Annotated in this window: 19 protein-coding genes and 2 pseudogenes; 13 read left to right on the top strand and 8 right to left on the bottom strand. The window is 71.9% G+C overall.

Annotated elements, in window-relative coordinates:
* Positions 1–40: 40 nt before the first annotated feature.
* Entirely contained in the window at positions 41–2,056 is a 2,016-nt protein-coding gene (locus GA0070616_RS01350; RefSeq protein WP_091075046.1) for an endo-1,4-beta-xylanase, read from the bottom strand.
* A gap of 244 nt (positions 2,057–2,300) precedes the next feature.
* On the bottom strand, positions 2,301–2,861 hold the full coding sequence (locus tag GA0070616_RS01355) for a P-loop NTPase family protein (protein ID WP_091075048.1): 561 nt from the start codon (positions 2,859–2,861) through the stop codon (positions 2,301–2,303).
* Between the two features lie 179 nt (positions 2,862–3,040).
* On the opposite strand from GA0070616_RS01355, the gene phoU reads away from it, so the two are divergent.
* From phoU to GA0070616_RS01390, 7 genes are all read left to right on the top strand, one after another.
* Positions 3,041–3,685, top strand: a complete 645-nt coding sequence (gene phoU / locus GA0070616_RS01360) for a phosphate signaling complex protein PhoU (RefSeq protein WP_091089625.1) — start codon at positions 3,041–3,043, stop codon at positions 3,683–3,685.
* A gap of 314 nt (positions 3,686–3,999) precedes the next feature.
* Positions 4,000–5,079, top strand: coding sequence for a phosphate ABC transporter substrate-binding protein PstS (gene pstS / locus GA0070616_RS01365; protein ID WP_091075050.1), 1,080 nt, complete (start codon positions 4,000–4,002; stop codon positions 5,077–5,079).
* Between the two features lie 85 nt (positions 5,080–5,164).
* Positions 5,165–6,157 (top strand): phosphate ABC transporter permease subunit PstC, encoded by a 993-nt coding sequence (gene pstC, locus GA0070616_RS01370; protein WP_091075052.1) that lies wholly within the window; start codon positions 5,165–5,167, stop codon positions 6,155–6,157.
* Entirely contained in the window at positions 6,154–7,071 is a 918-nt protein-coding gene (pstA, locus tag GA0070616_RS01375; RefSeq protein WP_091075054.1) for a phosphate ABC transporter permease PstA, read from the top strand. The genes pstC and pstA overlap by 4 nt, the downstream gene beginning before the upstream one ends.
* A 2-nt stretch (positions 7,072–7,073) precedes the next feature.
* A complete protein-coding gene (gene pstB, locus GA0070616_RS01380; RefSeq protein WP_091075056.1) occupies positions 7,074–7,943 on the top strand; it encodes a phosphate ABC transporter ATP-binding protein PstB in 870 nt (289 codons plus the stop codon).
* 30 nt (positions 7,944–7,973) lie between these two features.
* Positions 7,974–8,732, top strand: a complete 759-nt coding sequence (locus GA0070616_RS01385; RefSeq protein ID WP_091075058.1) for a winged helix-turn-helix transcriptional regulator — start codon at positions 7,974–7,976, stop codon at positions 8,730–8,732.
* Positions 8,729–9,307, top strand: coding sequence for a hypothetical protein (locus GA0070616_RS01390; RefSeq protein ID WP_091075061.1), 579 nt, complete (start codon positions 8,729–8,731; stop codon positions 9,305–9,307). The genes GA0070616_RS01385 and GA0070616_RS01390 overlap by 4 nt, the downstream gene beginning before the upstream one ends.
* On the opposite strand, the gene GA0070616_RS01395 is transcribed toward GA0070616_RS01390, so the two are convergent.
* Positions 9,304–9,834, bottom strand: a complete 531-nt coding sequence (locus GA0070616_RS01395; RefSeq protein ID WP_091075063.1) for an insulinase family protein — start codon at positions 9,832–9,834, stop codon at positions 9,304–9,306. The genes GA0070616_RS01390 and GA0070616_RS01395 overlap by 4 nt on opposite strands.
* Before the next feature lie 5 nt (positions 9,835–9,839).
* Here GA0070616_RS01395 and GA0070616_RS01400 point away from each other — a divergent pair, with 5 nt between their 5' ends.
* Positions 9,840–10,121: a JmjC domain-containing protein gene (locus tag GA0070616_RS01400; RefSeq protein ID WP_091075065.1), complete on the top strand. Its 282-nt coding sequence runs from the start codon at positions 9,840–9,842 to the stop codon at positions 10,119–10,121.
* A 106-nt stretch (positions 10,122–10,227) separates the two neighbouring features.
* Here the strand turns inward: GA0070616_RS01400 and GA0070616_RS01405 are convergent, their stop codons facing one another.
* Positions 10,228–10,566 carry a DUF2470 domain-containing protein gene (locus GA0070616_RS01405; RefSeq protein WP_245712607.1) on the bottom strand — a complete coding sequence of 113 codons (339 nt, stop codon included), beginning with the start codon at positions 10,564–10,566 and terminating at the stop codon, positions 10,228–10,230.
* A complete protein-coding gene (locus tag GA0070616_RS01410; protein ID WP_091075066.1) occupies positions 10,563–11,231 on the bottom strand; it encodes a biliverdin-producing heme oxygenase in 669 nt (222 codons plus the stop codon). Before GA0070616_RS01410 ends, GA0070616_RS01405 begins: the two co-directional genes overlap by 4 nt.
* 88 nt (positions 11,232–11,319) lie before the next feature.
* On the opposite strand from GA0070616_RS01410, the gene GA0070616_RS01415 reads away from it, so the two are divergent.
* The 4 genes and pseudogenes from GA0070616_RS01415 to GA0070616_RS28540 form a co-directional block, all read left to right on the top strand.
* Positions 11,320–11,889 (top strand): nucleosidase, encoded by a 570-nt coding sequence (locus GA0070616_RS01415; protein WP_091075069.1) that lies wholly within the window; start codon positions 11,320–11,322, stop codon positions 11,887–11,889.
* Between the two features lie 46 nt (positions 11,890–11,935).
* Complete coding sequence (locus tag GA0070616_RS01420; RefSeq protein ID WP_245712608.1) at positions 11,936–12,817, top strand: endonuclease/exonuclease/phosphatase family protein; 882 nt, start codon at positions 11,936–11,938, stop codon at positions 12,815–12,817.
* Between the two features lie 301 nt (positions 12,818–13,118).
* A pseudogene (locus GA0070616_RS29355) lies at positions 13,119–14,000 on the top strand (glucuronyl esterase domain-containing protein); the annotation flags it as partial.
* A 222-nt stretch (positions 14,001–14,222) separates the two neighbouring features.
* Positions 14,223–14,603, top strand: a pseudogene (locus tag GA0070616_RS28540) (cellulose binding domain-containing protein); the annotation flags it as partial.
* Between the two features lie 552 nt (positions 14,604–15,155).
* Here the strand turns inward: GA0070616_RS28540 and GA0070616_RS01440 are convergent.
* Both GA0070616_RS01440 and GA0070616_RS29360 read right to left on the bottom strand, forming a co-directional pair.
* Positions 15,156–15,968, bottom strand: coding sequence for a potassium channel family protein (locus GA0070616_RS01440; protein ID WP_091075073.1), 813 nt, complete (start codon positions 15,966–15,968; stop codon positions 15,156–15,158).
* 213 nt (positions 15,969–16,181) lie between these two features.
* Positions 16,182–16,742, bottom strand: coding sequence for a CGNR zinc finger domain-containing protein (locus GA0070616_RS29360; protein ID WP_091089634.1), 561 nt, complete (start codon positions 16,740–16,742; stop codon positions 16,182–16,184).
* Between GA0070616_RS29360 and GA0070616_RS01455 the strand changes: the two genes are divergently transcribed.
* On the top strand, positions 16,675–16,878 hold the full coding sequence (locus tag GA0070616_RS01455; protein ID WP_425412977.1) for an EamA family transporter: 204 nt from the start codon (positions 16,675–16,677) through the stop codon (positions 16,876–16,878). The genes GA0070616_RS29360 and GA0070616_RS01455 overlap by 68 nt on opposite strands.
* Positions 16,879–16,927: 49 nt before the next feature.
* Here GA0070616_RS01455 and pdxY read toward each other — a convergent pair whose 3' ends face one another.
* Positions 16,928–17,779 (bottom strand): pyridoxal kinase PdxY, encoded by an 852-nt coding sequence (gene pdxY, locus GA0070616_RS01460; protein WP_091075079.1) that lies wholly within the window; start codon positions 17,777–17,779, stop codon positions 16,928–16,930.
* Positions 17,780–17,804 lie beyond the last annotated feature (25 nt).

Below are 17,804 nucleotides of genomic sequence, written 5' to 3' on the forward strand. Positions count from 1 at the left end.
ACGGCGGTTCAGCCGTCCCCCGGCAGGCGTGGTCGCCCGGTCAGGCCACCGTGCAGGGGTTGCCGCCGAGGCTGAACGCGGTCGGTGCCGGGTTGCTGCCGGCCCAGCTGGCGAGGAAGCCGACCGTGGCCGACGCGCCGGGGGCCAGGGTGGCGTTCCAGGAAGGCCCGGTGACCGTCACCGTGGCGCCGCTCTGCGTGTGCGTGCCGTTCCATGCCTGGGTGACCTGCTGGCCGCCGGTGAAGGCCCACCGCAGCGTCCAGTCAGGCACCGCCGCGGTGCCGGTGTTGGTGACCCGCACCTCGCCCTGGAACCCGCCGGGCCACTGCCCGGTCACCGAGTAGCTCACCCGGCACGCGCCGGCGGGGCCCGTCGGCGTGGGCGTCGCGGTCGGCGTCGGGGTCGCGGTGGGCGTCGGCGTGGGCGTCACGGTCGGCGTGGGCGTCACGGTCGGCGTGGGCGTCGCGTCGATCCGGCTCGGATCCACCACCCCCCAGTACGCGGGCTTGGCCTGCAACTGCCGGTCGAACAGCAGCGGAGCGTCGAGCCGGGTGACCGGGAACGTGTCCAGCCAGGTGTCGTCGTCGGCCAGCCCCCACAGCGTGACCGAGGTGATCTCGTCGGAGTACTGCCGGTAGAGGTCGAACAGGTCCCGGTACCGGTACGCCTGCCGCAGCAGCCGGTCCCTCGGCGGGGCGGGGAACGACTCGCTGTTGCTGGTGTAGATCGAGATGTCCATCTCGGTGATCTGCTGCTCCACGCCCAGCGGGATGAACCTGGTCAACATCGCCTCGGTCTCGGCCACCGACGGCCAGTCCACGTTGACGTGCATCTGGTGGCCCACCCCGTCGATCGGCACGCCCTCCGCGCGGAGCTGGCTGACCAGGTTGAACAGGTGGTCCCGCTTGGCGGGCACGTTGGTGTTGTAGTCGTTGATGTACAGCTTGGCCGCCGGGTCGACCTCGCGGGCCACCCGGAAGGCGGTGCGGATGAAGTCCAGGCCGGTCAGCTCGTACCAGCGGCTGCGCCGGATGCCGTCGGACTGCCCCTCGTCGATGACCTCGTTCACCACGTCCCAGGCGCTGATCTTCCCCTGGTAGCGCCCGGCGACCGCACGGATGTGCGCCTCCAGCCGGGACAGCACGACCTGCTTGCTCGTCTCGTTGACCGGCATCGGGTTGCCGGTGTCGTCGGCGAAGACCCAGTCGGGCGTCTGGCTGTGCCAGGCGAGGGTGTGCCCGCGTACCTGCATGCCGTTGGCCTCGGCGAAGGCCACGACGGCGTCCGCGTCGGCGAAGCGGAAGTCGCCCTCGGCCGGCTGCGTCGCGTCCCACTTCATCGCGTTGCCGGCGGTGACCGAGTTGAAGTGCCGGGTGAGCAGCTGTGCGTGGTTGCCGACCAACTGGGCACGCGACACCGCCGCGCCGACGGGGAACTCGTCGGCGAGCACGTCCCTGACCGCCGGGATGTCGGTCTGGATGGGCAGCGCCGGCACGTACGACAGGGTGAAGTCGTCGATGTGCAGCGACGCGGTGCCGGTGGCGGTCTCCACGTACGCGGAGAGGAATTCGACGTCCTGGGCGAGGGTGTACTGACCCTGCAGGTTGACCCAGGCGCCGGAGGTGACCGCGGTGTTGCCGACGACCTGGTCGTAGGAGGGCGTTCCGTCGGTGCGACGCTCGACGCTGAGCCGCGCCTGGGTGTCCGCCTCACCGGCGGCGAGTCGGACCCACACCGACAGGGTGTAGCGGGTGCCCTGCTCGACGGTGTCCCGCAGGTCGCGCACCGGCCCCTCCCAGCTGCGGGTACGACCGGTGACGGCCAGGCTGTGGCTGCCGGTGCGGGCGACGGCGTCGCTGGCCGTGACGGTCTCGTCCGCGCGGGCGGTCCAGCCCTGGGCGGTGCCGTCGTCGAAGCTGTGGGTGACCACGACGACCGGTTCGGCCGCCTGGGCGGGCGGCGCGGCGGCGAGGGGCGCCACGACGGCGAGCGTCGCCGTGACGGCGAGCGCAGCCAGGGCGTACGGCCAGGCGCGACGCGTCCGTGGTGCGGGCATGGCGAGGGTGTCCTTTCCGGGGTTGCCCGCCGGCCCGGACGAGTGGTGCGGTGAGAGGTGGGCCGGCGACGCTGAACGGGATGCCCCTCACGGGGCGGGGCCGCCGTGGCTGCCCCACCACGGCGCGGCCGCCCGGACCGGCCGGCATGAGCCCGCATGCCGTGCCGACCCGGCGCTCGCGCCGGCTCCCTGCGCGCGTACCCGGTGCTCGGCAGATGCCGAGCCACGTCGATGTCCGCCGATCCTATGGCTGAGCGGTCTGCCCGTCAACGCTGCCGCGGGTGGGCAGGCCGGCCAGCCAGCGGTCCAGGGCCACCGGGGAGTCGAACAGCAGCACCGGCGGGCCGGACTGGTCGGCCTGCCAGGCCCGCATCCGCCGCCGGGCCCGGCCGAAGGCGGTGACGTGCCACACCAGGATCGAGTCCCGGGCCAGGACGCTGCGCCACGACTCACGGTTGCCGTTGCAGACCCGCTCCCCCGTCGAGAGCCGGCGCGCGGTGCGGCGCAGCAGCCGCCAGAAGGACAGCCACCTCGGGTAGTCGAGGCCGACGACCAGGTCGGCCCGGGCCAACGGCACGTCCCGCCACCCGTGGTACGCGCCGTCGAGGATCCAGCGGTCCCGCCGGCAGATCTCCTCGATCCGGCTGCGCTGCAGCGCTACCGGCACCTCGACCCAGCCGGGCTGCCAGAGCAGGTCGTCGACCGGGTACCAGGGCAGTTCGAGCCGTTCGGCGAGGCGTTCGGCCAGGGTGGACTTGCCGGCACCGTAAACTCCGTAGACCAGGATGCGGGACGGCACGCTCACCGCGGCAGCGTACGCGCCGAGGTTCCGGTGCGCTCCGCGGCCCGCGCCGGCCGCACCGAGGTCCGCTGCCGCACCAGGGCGAGCGGGTAGGTTGCATCCGACGGACGGGGCGTCCTCGGTTCGTGCGCGCCTCGACGGTCCCGGTGCCTCGGGGCGACGAGCTGACCTGGGAGGGCGCGATGAACCGTGGTGGCCACGACGAACAGCTCGACCGGCTCACGGGGATCCTGGCGACGATGAGCCGGGAGGCGGCCGTCGCCGTACGCGACGCCAGCACGGCGCTGCTCGACGTCGACCGGGGTGCCGCCGAGGCGGTGGTCAGTCGGGATGCGAGCCTCGACGCCCACCGTCGCGACGTCGAGGCCCTCATCCCCGAGGTGCTGGTGCGGCAGCAGCCCGTCGCGTCCGACCTGCGGCTCGTGCTCTGCGCGATCCGGGTGGCGGGCGACCTGGAGCGGATGGGCGACCTCGCGGTGCACATCGCGAAGATCGTGCTGATGCGCCACCCGGTCGCGGTCGTCCCCGAGCGGGCCAGGGACGTGATGGGCGTACTCACCGGGGCGACGGCACGGATCGCGGACAAGACCGCCCTCGTGCTGGCCACCCGCGACCAGCTCGACGCGATGCAGCTCGGCCTCGACGACGACGAGGTCGACGCGGCGCAGGCCCGTCTGCTGTCCATGCTCGTCGCCGGCTGGCCGTACGGGGTGGAGTCGGCGATTGACCTGGCGCTGCTCGGGCGCTACTACGAGCGGTACGCCGACCACGCGGTGAACGTCGCACGGCAGGTCGTCTACCTCGTCACCGGCACGATCCGCCTCTGAGCCGTCGGCACGACCCGCACCGGGTGACCGGCACGGCCCGTCCTCGTGTCACCGGCACGACGCGTTCCTGACCGGCCGGACGTGCTTCCGACCGGTCGGACGTGCCTCTGACCGGCCGCATCGGGGTGCGCGTAAGGGACATCTGTGTCGCCCACGACACGAAGGTCACATGGCCTCCGGTGCCCGGCCACCCTTCGAGCCGGTGAGTTCATCTTTCGTTCACCTGGGGCCGGGGGCCCGGCTACCTGGGCTGCCTAGCGTGACTCACGTACGGCCCGAACGGGCTGATGCACCCCAATAGAGAGGCTTACCTGGTGAACCGCAACGTGCTCTCGCGGCGCCTTCTCGCTGGCGTCGCGGTTGCCGCGCTCGCGCTTACCGGCTGTGGTGGAAACGACAACGCCGAGCCGGCCGGAAACGACGGCAGCGCCGCCAACGAATACGCGAACCTGTCCGGCGAGTTGAAGGCTTCCGGGGCCAGCTTCCCGGACGCGTACTACCAAGAGGTCATCAGCGCCTTCAAGGACGAGGCCCCGAAGGTCACGATCAACTACAACGCGACCGGTTCGGGCACCGGCAAGAAGCAGTTCGGCGAGGGCCTGGTCGACTTCGCCGGCACCGACAGCCTGGTCAAGGACAGCGACGGCGTGGCCCCCGGCTCGTTCCTCTACGTGCCGACGGTCGCCGCACCCATCACGGTGTCCTACAACCTCGAGGGCGTCGACAAGCTCCAGCTGAGCCCTGAGACGCTGGCGAAGGTCTTCCAGACGGACATCAAGACCTGGAACGACCCCGCCATCGCGGCCGACAACCCCGGCGTCACCCTGCCGAACACGCCGATCGTCGTCGCGCACCGCTCGGACGGCTCCGGCACCACGAGCAACTTCACCAAGTACCTGGCGGCGGCGGCCGGCTCCACCTGGAAGCTCGGCAGCGGCGACACGGTGGCCTGGCCGGCCAGCACCCAGGGCGGCGAGAAGAACACCGGCGTCGCGCAGATCGTCAAGCAGACCAACGGCGCCGTCGGCTACGTGGACCTGAGCGACGCGAAGGCCACCGGCCTCACGTACGCCGCCATCAAGAACAAGGACGGTCAGTACGTCCTGCCGTCCCTGGAGGGCACCACCGCCGGCCTGGAGGGCGCCGAGATCGCGGACGACCTGAGCTACAACCCGCTCAACGCCGCCGGTGCCTCCGCCTACCCGATCACCGCGCCGACGTTCATCATCGTCAAGCCGAGCTACGACGACGCGAACAAGGCCCAGCTGGTCAAGGCCTTCCTGAAGTTCCTGCTGACCGACGGTCAGGAGCTGGCTCCGGAGGTCGACTTCGCTCCGCTGCCCGCCAACCTCAAGGAGAAGGCGCTGGCCCAGGTCGACAAGATCCAGGGCTGACCGCGATCAGGATCGCTAGGCGTTCCGGCTAGGGACGGGATCGGATGATCCCGTCCCTAGCGGGGTACCCGAGCTGGAGTGACACATGACGCTAACGAATCAACCCCCCACCTCCCGGTCGACGCTGGTCCAGCGCAGTCGAGGTGCCCTCGCCGACCGCGCCTTCTCCTGGTGGACACTCGGCACCGGGCTGCTCGTCCTGGCCATCCTCGGACTCATCCTCGTCACCACGCTCCGGGAGGCGTGGCCGGCGTTCGAGGCCATGGGCCTGCGGTTCATCACCGAGCGCACGTGGGATCCCAACCCGGCCGTCGGCGACCCCGTCTTCGGGGCCCTGTCGTTCGCGTTCGGCACGGTGGTCTCGTCGCTGATCGCCCTGCTGTTCGCCGTGCCGGCCTCCATCGGCATCGCACTGTTCCTCACCGAGCTCGCGCCGCGTCGGCTGCGCGGGCCCGCGGTCACCGTGATCGACCTGCTGGCCGCTGTGCCGTCGGTCGTCTTCGGCCTGTGGGGCATCCTGGTGGTCGCGCCCGCCCTGGTGCCCGTCTACCAGGGATTGCACGACGCTCTCGGCGGCGTTCCGGTGCTCGGCAGCCTCTTCGGCCCGGCGGCCAGCGGTCGCAACTTCATGACCGCCGGTCTCATCCTGGCGATCATGGTGACGCCCATCATCACCTCGATCACCCGTGAGGTGTTCAGCACCGTCCCCCGGGCCGACAAGGACGCCGCCCTCGCGCTCGGCGCCACCCGCTGGGAGATGATCCGGGGCGCGGTGTTCCCGCACAGCTTCGGCGGAATCGTCGGTGCGGTGATGCTCGGCCTCGGCCGGGCGATGGGCGAGACGATCGCCGTGGCGCTGGTGATCGGTGGCGCTACGAACATCACGGCCAACCTGTTCGCGCCCGGAAACACGATGGCCGCGGTCATCGTGCAGCAGTTCGGTGAGTCCACGGGCACCTTCACGGCGGCCCTGATCGGCCTCGGCGTCGTGCTGTTCGCGATGACGGTACTGATCAACGTGTTCGCCCGGTCGGTCGTCAACCGGGCCGAGGCGCGGATGAAGGGAACGAAGGCGTGACCACCACCACCGCACCCCCCGCCGCGCGCACCGCATCCGGTGGGCCCGACCTGACCCGCGCGGCCCTGTCCGGCCGCCGCCGGTTCAGCAACCACCTCGCGACGGCGGCCATCTGGTTCGCCGTCCTGCTCGCCGTCGTGCCGCTCGCTCTGGTGACCTGGACGGTCATCGCCAAGGGAGCCGGGGTGATGAGCCTGGAGTTCCTCACCGGGGACATCCCCAACTCGTACCGCCGGGTGGGCCCCGGCATGGGGCCCGCGATCGTCGGCACCCTGCTCATCACGGGGGCGGCCGCGCTGATGGCCATCCCGCTCGGCGTCTTCGGGGCCATCTACCTCAACGAGTACGGCAAGCAGCGGCCCCTGGCCCGGACCATCCGGTTGATGGCCGACGTCATGACCGGCGTGCCCTCGATCGTGATGGGTCTGTTCGTCTACCTCGCCTGGGTGCTGCTCGTCGGCGAGCAGACCGGCTTCGCCGGCGCGCTCGCCCTCGCGTGCCTGATGCTGCCGGTGGTCATCCGCAGCAGCGAGGAGATGCTGCGGCTGGTGCCCGACGAACTCCGGCAGGCGAGCATGGCCCTCGGCGCCCCCAAGTGGCGGACCACCCTGACCGTGGTCCTGCCGGCGGCGATCTCCGGGATCACGAGCGGCTCGTTGCTGGCCGTCGCCCGCGCCGCCGGGGAGACCGCGCCGATCATCATCGTCACCGGCATCGTCTTCTCGCCCAACTGGAACCTCTTCGACGGCTCCAACACGGCGCTGCCCGCGCAGATCTTCCGCAACGCCAGCCAGCCCTTCCCCGGCGCCCAGGAACGAGCCTGGGGGGCGGCGCTGACCCTCATCGTGATCGTGCTCGGCTTCACGATCATCGCCCGCTACGTCGCCAACCGGTTCGCCATCAAGGAGCGTTGATCATGTCTGGGAGCAACATGGACCTCACCACCCGGCCGGCCGTGGCGCTGAACACCCCCGGTCGTGACTCCGGCGCCCCGGCCCCCGGCCCGTCGGCCACGCCGGTGATGGAGTTGCACGACGTCAGCGTCTACTACGGCGGCTACGAGGCGGTGCGCGGCACCTCGATGCCCATCCAGCAGAACCAGGTCACGGCGATGATCGGGCCCTCGGGATGCGGCAAGTCCACCATCCTGCGCGCCCTCAACCGGATGAACGACCCGATCCCCGGTGCCCGGGTGAGCGGCCAGGTCCTCTTTCACGGCCAGGATCTGTACGCCAAGGACGTGGACGCCATCCAGGTCCGCCGACGCATCGGAATGGTGTTCCAGAAGCCGAACCCGTTCCCCAAGTCGATCTACGACAACGTCGCGTACGGGCTGCGGATCAACGGCATCAAGGGCCGGCTCGACGACCACGTCGAGGAGGCGCTCACCCGGGCGGCGCTGTGGGACGAGGTCAAGGACAAGCTCAAGTCGAGCGGCCTGTCCCTGTCCGGCGGTCAGCAGCAGCGGCTCTGCATCGCCCGGACGATCGCCGTCAAGCCCGAGGTCATCCTCATGGACGAGCCCTGCTCCGCGCTCGACCCGATCGCCACGGCGAAGATCGAGGATCTGATGTTCGAGCTGGCGAGCGACTACACCATCGTGATCGTCACGCACAACATGCAGCAGGCCGCCCGGGTGAGCCACTACACGGCGTTCTTCACCGCCGAGGTGGACGACAACCAGGAGCGGTTCGGTCGCCTGGTGGAGTTCAGCCAGACCGGCAAGCTGTTCACCAACCCGTCCGACAAGCGCACGGAGGACTACATCACCGGCCGGTTCGGCTGACGGCGGCGGCGGTCGAGGGCATCGCTGCCGATGAACACCCGTGTCCAGGCCACCTGGGGTGACCACCAACGCACCGACGGGCGCTTCGTGCTGCTCGTCGTCGACGACGACGAGCGGGTGGGCACCGAACTGGTCGACCTCCTCGGGGCGTACCGCGTGCACGGGTACTTCTTCGCGCACGCGGCGGAGGCGCTGCTGGCGGCGGGCAGCCTGGCGCCGGGTGCGGCGCTGGTCTCGGCCGGGCTGACGAGCATGAGCAGCACGGATCTGGTGCAGGTGTTGTCCGGGCGGGCGGGGATCGCGACCATCGTCGGTGTCGGCGACGACGACGGTCCCCTCGCCGCGGACGTGCTCAAAGCCGGCGCGCGGATGTGCGTCCGTCGCCCCTACCGGGTGGAGGAGGTGGTGCCGATCCTGCGCGCGTTCCAGCCCGACTCCGCCGGGGTGCTCGACCCGCCCGTCGAACTGGGCGGGCTGCGGGCGGATCCGGCCAGCATGGAGGTACGGCTGGACGGGCGGCAGGTCGTCCTGCCGCAGAAGGAGTTCCGGCTGCTCTACTTCTTCATGACCCACGCCGAGCGGACGGTGACCCGGGAACAGTTGCTCTCGGCGGTGTGGGAGGACCTGGCCGAGGAGACCTCGAACACACTGACGGTGCACATCAAGCGGCTGCGCAAGCGGCTGCTGACGCACGCCGGGAACCCGCCGTCCATCGTCACCGTGCGCGGCCTCGGGTACCGGTTCGTTCCCCACGCCGGGGTCGCCGGGGCGGAGACCTCCGTCCGATGAGCCGACGCGAGCCGGGCGTCGCCGGCACCGCGCAGGAGGCGGCGGCGCGGCGCGTCCCGGCGGTGACCACGACGACCGCGGCCGACGACGTCCTCCTCGTGGCGGTGCCGACCGCCTATGTGCCGGACGTCGTCCGGCTGCTCGCGGAACTGGAGGCGGAACGTCGTCCGGTTCCCGCCCCGGAATCGTCCCGCCCTCCACGGGCCGCCGCGCCCCGGCACGGACCCAGACCTCAGCATCGCGGCGGCCAGTGGCCGGTGGAGCAGTTGCGCCGCTTCAGCAGGGGACGCAGCTCCACCCACCGGACGGTCATCGCGGTGCTGGACACGCTCGCCGCGGACCCCGGCCGGGCGTTCACGTTGACCGAGTTGGCGGCGGCCACCGGGATGCCCCGGGAGAAGCTCGTCGGCGCGTTCGCCGGTCTCACCCGGCTGCTGAAGGCCCACTTCGAGTACGAGCGCCACGGCCTGCCCTTCGCGCGGATCACCGGCCGCCCGGACGGCTCGCCCAACGACGTGTCCTACCTGGTGACGAAGAAGCAGGCCGCCTCGTGGCAGCGGGTCCGGGGCGACTAGCGGTACAGCGGCTCCTCCTGGCTGAGGACCATGGTGAGGTCCGGTGAGCGGGACAGGTGTCGCCGGACGACGTCGTCGAGCCGCGCCGCGGACACGTCGCCCAAGCGGCGCGGCCGCTCCTGGCGTTCGGACTCCGGCCGGAGGCCCAGGTCCCGCCAGTAACCGCTCAGAGTGAGGCGGGACTCTCCAGACGACCACAACGTCCGCTGCTCGGCCACGGTGTGCGCGACAGCGGAGAGCCGTTCGGCGGGACTGGGCGCGCAACCGGTGACCAGGTCGACGATGCGAGCCGCCGCCTCCTGCACGCGACCGGCCGGAACCCGCACGGACACCTGCCACAGGCCGTGCTCCCGCGCGGACCGCAGCATGGCCCAGGGCGAGTAGCTCCAACCCTGTTCCTCGCGCAGGGCGCGCATCAGCCGGGATCGGTGGTGACCGCCGAGGATCCGCGCCGCCACCGCCAAGGCGGGAAAGTCCGGGTGGCGGCACGTCTGCGCGCCACGTCGACCGTGACCAGTTGGGACCACCCGCCGTGACGATCGAGTTGCAACCGGGTGACTCCCTCTACATCCCGCTGGGTTGGGTGCACGGTGCGGTCGCCGGTGACGAGGGCTCCACGCACATCACCTACCAGTTGGTGCCGGTCAGCCTCGTCGATGCGGTGCTGGATCAACTTGCCGCTGCATTGGAGGAACTGCTTGGCGACGACGTCGCCGCCGTGGACGGGGGCGTGCCGTTGGAACCGGCGGTCGCGGAGGACCTGGCCGTCGCCATCGCCGGCCGTCTGAAGACCTCGGTACGCAGAGGCGCGTAACGCCGCAGACCGGACGCGCCACCGGGGGCACGAGGATGCGGTGGCACGTCCCGGCGTGCCCGACGGTGGCGCCGACGTGCGGTCGGCGACCCGCCGTAGGGTCGGCTCAGCCGGCCGGGCGGGGCGGGACACCCAGCCGCTCACACGCCTCCTGGTACATCCGGACCACCTCGCGGCGGATCTCGGCGCGTTCGGTCAGCCGGTGGGCGAACGGGATCCGCACCGGCACCTCGATGTCGTCCACCGTGACGGCGAAGTCCATCCCGTCGGCGTCCAGCCCGACCGTGCGGGCACGGGTCGCCCCGGGGCAGCCGCCGAGGGTGCGGCAGATCAGCACGGCGTCCTCGGGGTGGTCGTCGTTCATGTGCCGGCTGACCGCGGCCACCACCTCGGGGCCGAACGGCTGCCCGGTCCCGCCGTCGCCCCGCGTACCGTCAGTGGTCACGCCGCCGCCTCCGTACCGTCAGCGGGCACGTGCCGGGCCAACGCGGCGAACACCGCCGTGTTGTGCCGGTAGGCCAGCAGCGCCTCCTCCAGCAGGGCGGACTCGGACTCGGCCGTCAGGGGCAGCGCGTCCAGGCGGGCCCGGTAGGCGTCCTTGTACGCCTTCGGCTCGGGGATCCGGTCGAAGTGGTAGAAGGCGGTGCCGGCCGCCCCGGACAGCCCGTAGTGCCGGGCGACCGCCCGGCCGATGTGCAGCCCGCCGGAAAGGTCGCCGAGGTAGCGGGTGTAGTGGTGGGCGACGAACCGCTCGGGCGAGCGGGCGGTGTCGCGGATGCGGTCGGCGTAGGCGACGGTCTCCGCGTGTGGGCCGGTCCGGTCGGCCCAGTCCGGCCCGACCAGGTGGGCCAGGTCGGCCTCGAGGGCGGGCAGCCGGTGCAGCGCGTCGTCGACGAAGGGGCCGGCGAGTGGATCGTCGCGCATCTCGTCGGCTGTGGACTCCAGGGCCGCGTAGATGGCCTGGTGCTGCACCACCAGATCGGTGTAGCCGGCCACGTCGAGGTCACCGGCCACCAACGCCGAGACGTACCGCTGGGACTCGGCGGCGGCGTGGGCGCCCTCGCTGGCGGCGCGCAGCCGGGCCGAGAACGGGATGCTGGGCGTACTCATGTCTCCGAGGGTAGATCCACCCTCGGCGAAAGTCGGCATGTCGCGGCCGGGGCGACGACTGGTCCCCGGTGACCGCTACCATCGCGCGATGGATCTTCGAGGAACGATCGACCCGGAGCGGCCGCTGCTCGTCGTGGCTCTCCCGGAGGAGGCCGCCCACCTCGCCTCGGATCTCCCGGTGCTGCTGACGGGAATGGGGAAGGTCAACGCGGCGATCGCTCTGGCCACGACGCTGGCCCGGGGGCAACTGCCCGCCTCGGTGGTCAACCTCGGCACGGCCGGTGCGCTGCACCCCGGCTGGGCCGGCACCCACGAGGTGGGTCGGGTCGTCCAGCACGATCTCGACACGGATCTGCTGCGCACGCTGACCGGGCAGACCGTCGGGGCGCCACTGGAGCTGACCGGCTCCGGCCCGGTGCTGGCCACCGGGGACCAGTTCATCGCCGACGACGCGGCCCGCGCCCGGCTGGCCACGCACGCCCACCTGGTGGACATGGAGGGCTACGCGTTGGCGGACACCGCGCGGCGGTTCGGGGTGCCGGCCCGACTCGTCAAGCACGTCAGCGACGGTGCCGGGGCCGGGGCCGAGCGCACCTGGAAGGAGTCCGTGGACGGCTGCGCCCGCGTCCTCGCGCAGTGGGTCAGCGACCATCTCTGACGACGGAACCAGGACCGGCCGCCCGTACCACGGTCTCCGGCGGGCCGTGGCCGTCGTGTGCCTGCTCGCCGCCGCGGCGGTACCGTCCGGATCGTCGGGGACCGGCGCCACCGGAGCCACGACGCTGCGGGTGCTCCAGATGAACCTGTGCAACAGCGGTCGGGCCGACTGTTACACGGGCCGGTCCGTCACCGAGGCCGCCTCGGTGATCCGAGCCGAGGAACCCGACCTGGTCACCCTCAACGAGGTCTGCCAGGACGACGTGACGGCGCTGGAGCGGGTCTTCGCGGTCGTCCATCGCAGCGCCGTCGTGTCGGCCTTCGCCGCCGCCGGTGACCGGCCGAGCGGCGACGTCACCCGGTGCCGCAACGGCCAGCCGTACGGTGTCGGGCTGCTGACCAGCATTCCCGCACCGTACCGGGGGCACACGGTGCACCGGGGGATCCATCCCACTCAGGACGTCGACGACCCCGAGGAACGGGCGTGGCTCTGCCTGCACGTCGCCGGCGTCGTGAACGCCTGCACCACTCACCTGGCCGCCTTCAGCAGCACCGTCGCGCTCGCCCAGTGCGTCCACCTGCTGGGCACGGTCGTGCCGGCGATCCGCAGGAGCGCCGGGTACGCCCCCACCGTGCTCGGCGGCGACCTCAATCTCCGGCTCGGCGGCCAACCCGACGTCCGTGCCTGCGTGCCGCCGGGCCACCTGCGCGTCGACGACGGCGCGGTGCAGCACATCGTCACGACGGCGGACGCCACCGTGCGGTCCCACCGGACGGTCGGCATGCGCGGATCGACCGACCACCCGGGGCTCCTGGCCACCCTCACGATCGCCGGGGACGGCGGTGACACCCTCGTCCTCGGGCCGCGGCCGGACTTCCCCGGTTGGCCGGCTGGTGACGGCCGCCGCGGCACCGACGGCGACCGGTAACCAGGACTGAGAACTTCCGGAAGTGGTTGACGCGCCGCCGCGCGCTGTCCGACCCTGGGGCGTACCGCGACATTTGCGATGGTCGATCGCCTTGTCGCTCCCACCACCCCACTGGAAGGAGAGCCCGGTGACCACACGCTCGGGCCGCTCTCGACGCCGCTCCACCATCGTCGTGCTGGTGACAGCAGCACTCACGGTCGTTTCCGCCGGGTCGGTCGTCGTGCACAGCACCACCGCCGAGGCCGTCGCGGGCAGCCTCGCCGTCGCCGCACCCGTCGAAGACGAGGGTGCCGACTGCCCGGTGCCCGCTTCCGGTTCCCTGACCGCCGATCCCAGGCTTCCCGACCCCTTCCGGAAGCTCGACGGCACCCGCATCTCCGCGAGATCCGACTGGCGGTGCCGACGCGCCGAGATCAGGGAGTTGGCGGAGCGGTACGTCTACGGCCAGAAGCCCGCCAAGCCGGCCAGCGTCACGGGAACCGTGACGAACACCAACATCACCGTGACCGCGACCGACAACGGCCGGAGCGCCAGCTTCTCGGCGAGGGTCGACCTGCCGAGCGGTCCCGGCCCGTTCCCGGCCGTCGTCGTCCTGGGCGGGTTCGGCGCGGACACGGCCACCATCCGGGCCGCCGGGGTCGCCGTCATCAGCTACGACCCCCTCGCCGTGGGTCGGGAGGGCACGCCCCGGAACAACAAGCAGGGCGCGTTCTACAGCATCTACGGCTCCACGAACAGCACCGGCCTGCTGATGGCCTAGGCCTGGGGCGTGAGCCGGCTCATCGACGTCGTCGAACAGTCGGGCGGGAACATGCTGAGGGCGGATGCGACGGGCGTCACCGGATGCTCCCGGTACGGCAAGGGCGCCTTCGTCACCGGCGCCTTCGACCAGCGCATCGCCCTGACCATGCCGATCGAGTCCGGCAGCGCGGGGGTGCCCGCCTTCCGCAGCATCCCCGGGGAGTCGGGTTCCCAGCCGCTCAGCAGCGCCTACGGCGAGCAGCCGTGGCTGGGGGACGCGTTCGGTTCCTTCACGGGCAACCCGGCCACCCTGCCGGTGGACACGCACCAGATGGTGGCCATGGTCGCCCCACGGGGCCTGTTCATCATGGAGAACCCCCACGTCGACTGGCTGGCCGCGAGGTCCGGCAGCGTGGCGGCCCTGGCCGGGGCGGAGGTCTACAAGGCGCTCGGCGCGGGTGAGAACATCACCTACTGGTCCGACGTGCAGGACGGCAGCCACTGCGCCGTCCGGTCGGAGTGGCGGGCTCCACTGCAACAGCACATCCAGAAGTTCCTGCTCAAGACCGGCAGCGCGGCCGGCACCATCAGGATGTCGAGCCGGAAGGCCGGCAGCCTGTCGCAGTGGCGGGACTGGCAGACCCCGACCCTCTCCGACAGCCCGACCACGCCACCCACCACTCCCCCGGGCACCCCGCCCAGCACTCCCCCGAGCACGCCGCCGACGACCCCGCCCAGCACGCCGCCGACCGGTGGCGGCTGCTCCGCATCCGTCTCGGTCAACCAGTGGACTGGCGGTTTCGTGGCCACGGTGCGGGTGACCGCCGGCCCCTCGCCGATCACCGGCTGGACCGTCACGGCGGCCCTCCCGTCCGGTGCCGCGATCATCAACGCCTGGAACGCGAACCGCAGCGGGAACAGCGGCAGCGTCCAGTTCACCAACGTCGGATACAACGGCTCGGTCGCCGCCGGCCAGTCGACCGAGTTCGGGTTCCAGGGCACCGGCAACGGTACGGGGCTGACGACCACATGCTCCGCCAGGTAGCGTCCGCCGGCTGGCGCACCTGCTGGTACTGCCAGCCGGCGGTCTGGTCGTTGGCGAAGTACCCGCCCACCCCGAAGGTGAGGTCGTAGTCCCACAACGGGCCGGCGAAGTTCGACGCCCGCAGCACGTTGTGGAACTGCTGGATGTGGTGGCGCAGCCAGTCCCGCTGTTCGGGCTGCGACGGCGACGGGTCGGCGACCTCCAGGTAGTTCCAGCAGCTCGCCGCCCGTCCGGTGCACAGAGTCGGTGGCATCGATTGCGTCAAACACACGACGCAGGCGAGGTGAGACCGGTGCGTGACGACCCTGACTCCGGTTCGCCGCCGTGGCCGCAGCCCTGAGGCGTCGACGAGCCCGATCGCAGGGCCGAACGGCTGTCGCCACGCCTCAGGTCGACGACGCCTCGACGGTGATCGCGCCACCGGAACTTCCGGAAGGTGGCGTCCGATGATGCTGGTCGCCGGCTCTCACCTAAGGGCGGCCGACGCACCGTCACCGCGTGGGGTCACGCCTCGCGTCGCCGCCCGCCCCCGCCCGCGCGCCGCGCGACTCGTCACGACGCGGAACTGCGCGCCGCGTCCCCCTCGCGCCCCGCGTCCCCCTCGTGCGCCGCCTCGGGCGGGGTGACCTGTGCGCCAGCCGCCGCGAGGCTGCGCCGCAGCGCCTCGATCTCCGACCGCAACGCCGCCACGTCCGCGCTCGTCGCCGGGGCCGGCTGGTCGGAGCCGGCGGAGACGCGCTCCACGATCCAGGTCGCCAGCGAACCCGTCACGAAACCGATCAGGCCGATCCCACCGATCATCAACCCGAGCGCGACGAACCGCCCCGACGTGGTCACTGGGTAGTGGTCGCCGTAGCCCACGGTGGTGATGGTGACCGTCGACCACCACAGCGCGTCCTCGAACGACGTGATGTTCGAGTCGGGCGCGAACCGCTCAGCGTCCAGCACCGCCAGTGCCGAGACGAGCACCAGCAGCGCGGTCGTCGTGGCCACGTACACCGCCAGCCGGCCCCTCGCCCAGACCGCCGTGCGCCGGCTGATCGTCAACACCACCATGACCAGCCGGACGGCCCGCAACGGTCGGAGCACGGGAAGCGCCAGCACGATCAGGTCGAACAGGTGCCCGCGCAGGAACCGGCGCCGGTCGGTGGCCAGTCTCAGCCGCACCACGATGTCGACCCAGAACAGCACCCAGATGGCCACCGAGGTCACGGCGCACGCCGTGTGCCACACCGGCGCCATCCCGGGACGCAGGATGGGTGCCGCGTACGCCACCAGGAACACCACCGACAGCACGGTCAGGGGGACCGCGGTGAGTCGCTCCCAGTGGGCCATACGAGCGTCGCGCCCGGTGTCGTCCTGCATCTTCGCTCCGCCCGACGTTCCTTCCGTGGTGCCGGGCGGGTCACCCCACCCGACCTGGGCGAGGGTAGACACCGACCCCGACCGGCCGGGAGCCACCCCCGGCCTGTTCCGGGTCACCGGCGGGCACCGGCACCCGCGTCAGCCGCTGCGTGCGGGTTCCGGCACCTGCTGTGACGGGCGGCCCGCGACCACGCACCGGCACGGCGGTGGGTGTCAGGACGCCGGCGTGGACTTCTGCCGCGACCGGTGTTCGCGCACCTTGCGCCGGTTGCCGCACTCCGCCATCCGACACCAGACGCCCGTCCGGTTGCGGGCGTGGTCGTAGAAGACCCACCGGCATCGTCGGCCGGGCACATCTTGAGCCGGCCCCACGTGCCGTCGACGGCGGCCACGACGACGATCTCGACCAGCCGGGCGAGCACGGTGTCGATGCGGGGGCCGGAGGCGACGAGTCGGGGGGCCATCCCGGCGGTGAAGTGCGGCCGGACGGGGAGTCGGGCGATCGCCCGGTTGAGTGGCGTCCGGATCGTCGTGGGCCTGCTCGTCGCCCTCGCGGGGGTGGCCCTGGTGGTGGAGCTGCCGACCACGCCGCTGGGCGAGGTGAACCTCCTGGGAGTCGGCTTCGGCATCGCCACGGCTGTCGGTGTCGCCGCCTTCTCGGTGCTGGGTAGCAGGGCCACCCGCGCGTACGGGGCACTGCGAAACCCTGGCCCCCTTCGTGCTCTGCTCCTGGGGCACCGCCCGCGTCGGCCCCCACGCCGGGGCGGTGAACATCTGCCCGGAGCCGGTGTTCAGCGCGGCCCTCGCCTGGACGTGGCTGGGTCAGGTGCTCAACCCGGTCCAGATCGCAGGCGGAGTGATCGTCATCGCGGCGGTGATCCACCTGCAACGGTTGCGCGTCATCGGGTGAGCCGCCGGGCTCGACACGCCGTCGGGGTGAGCAGTGGGCTCGGCGCGGGTCAGCGCAGCCGGCGGGCGGTGAACCTGGTCGGCGGGTCGGCGATCGCGTCCTGCGCCGCCACCAACTGGATCTCCCGGGTGCCCGCGGCGAGGGTCGCCTCGAACACGGCGTAGACGGCGGCGATGGTGCGTTCCAGCGCCGTCGCGGGCGAGCCCGTCGTCTGCAGGTGAGCCAGGTAGAGCGCGGCGGTGACGTCGCCCCCGCCGTTGGGGTTGATCGGCAGCAGCGGCGTGGTCACCGCCCACGCGCCCTCGTCCGAGACGGCCACCACCTCCAGCGACCCCGCCGGCACGTCGCCGTGGAGCACGCTGGTGACCAGCACGTGCCGCGGCCCCGTCTCGCGCACGACGTCGACCGCCGCCAGCACCTCCGGCACCGAGCCGGTCGTACGGCCGGCGAGGAAGTCCAGCTCGAAGTGGTTGGGGGTGATGATGTCGGCGCGCGGGACGACGACGTCGCGCAGGTACTCGGGGATGCCCGGCCGGACGAACAACCCCCGGCCGACATCGCCCATCACCGGGTCGCAGCAGTACACCGCCGCCGGGTTGGCCGACTTGACCCTGGCGACCGCGTCGAGGATCACCGCGCCCATGGCCGGGTCGCCCTGGTAGCCCGACAACACCGCGTCGGCGCTGCCGAGGACGCCCCGGTCCGCGATGCCCGCGATCACCTCCGCCACGTCGGCCGGTGCCAGCAGCGGGCCACGCCACGCCCCGTACCCCGTGTGGTTGGAGAAGTGGACCGTCAGCACCGGCCAGACCTCGTGCCCGAGGCGCTGGAGGGGAAAGACGGCCGCCGAGTTGCCGACGTGGCCGTAGGCGACCGATGACTGGATTGACAGGATCCTCACCGGACCATCATGGCGGTTCCCGCCC

Source organism: Micromonospora nigra, from assembly GCF_900091585.1.
Lineage (GTDB): Bacteria > Actinomycetota > Actinomycetes > Mycobacteriales > Micromonosporaceae > Micromonospora > Micromonospora nigra.

Bases quoted from the DNA above. Each gene is read 5' to 3' on its own strand.
- GA0070616_RS01350 (WP_091075046.1), bottom strand. From the start codon at position 2,056: ATGCCCGCACCACGGACGCGTCGCGCCTGGCCGTACGCCCTGGCTGCG.
- phoU (WP_091089625.1), top strand. From the start codon at position 3,041: ATGAACCGTGGTGGCCACGACGAACAGCTCGACCGGCTCACGGGGATC.
- pstC (WP_091075052.1), top strand. From the start codon at position 5,165: ATGACGCTAACGAATCAACCCCCCACCTCCCGGTCGACGCTGGTCCAG.
- pstB (WP_091075056.1), top strand. From the start codon at position 7,074: ATGTCTGGGAGCAACATGGACCTCACCACCCGGCCGGCCGTGGCGCTG.
- GA0070616_RS01385 (WP_091075058.1), top strand. From the start codon at position 7,974: ATGAACACCCGTGTCCAGGCCACCTGGGGTGACCACCAACGCACCGAC.
- GA0070616_RS01390 (WP_091075061.1), top strand. From the start codon at position 8,729: ATGAGCCGACGCGAGCCGGGCGTCGCCGGCACCGCGCAGGAGGCGGCG.
- GA0070616_RS01410 (WP_091075066.1), bottom strand. From the start codon at position 11,231: ATGAGTACGCCCAGCATCCCGTTCTCGGCCCGGCTGCGCGCCGCCAGC.
- GA0070616_RS01415 (WP_091075069.1), top strand. From the start codon at position 11,320: ATGGATCTTCGAGGAACGATCGACCCGGAGCGGCCGCTGCTCGTCGTG.
- GA0070616_RS01440 (WP_091075073.1), bottom strand. From the start codon at position 15,968: ATGCAGGACGACACCGGGCGCGACGCTCGTATGGCCCACTGGGAGCGA.
- GA0070616_RS29360 (WP_091089634.1), bottom strand. From the start codon at position 16,742: ATGTTCACCGCCCCGGCGTGGGGGCCGACGCGGGCGGTGCCCCAGGAG.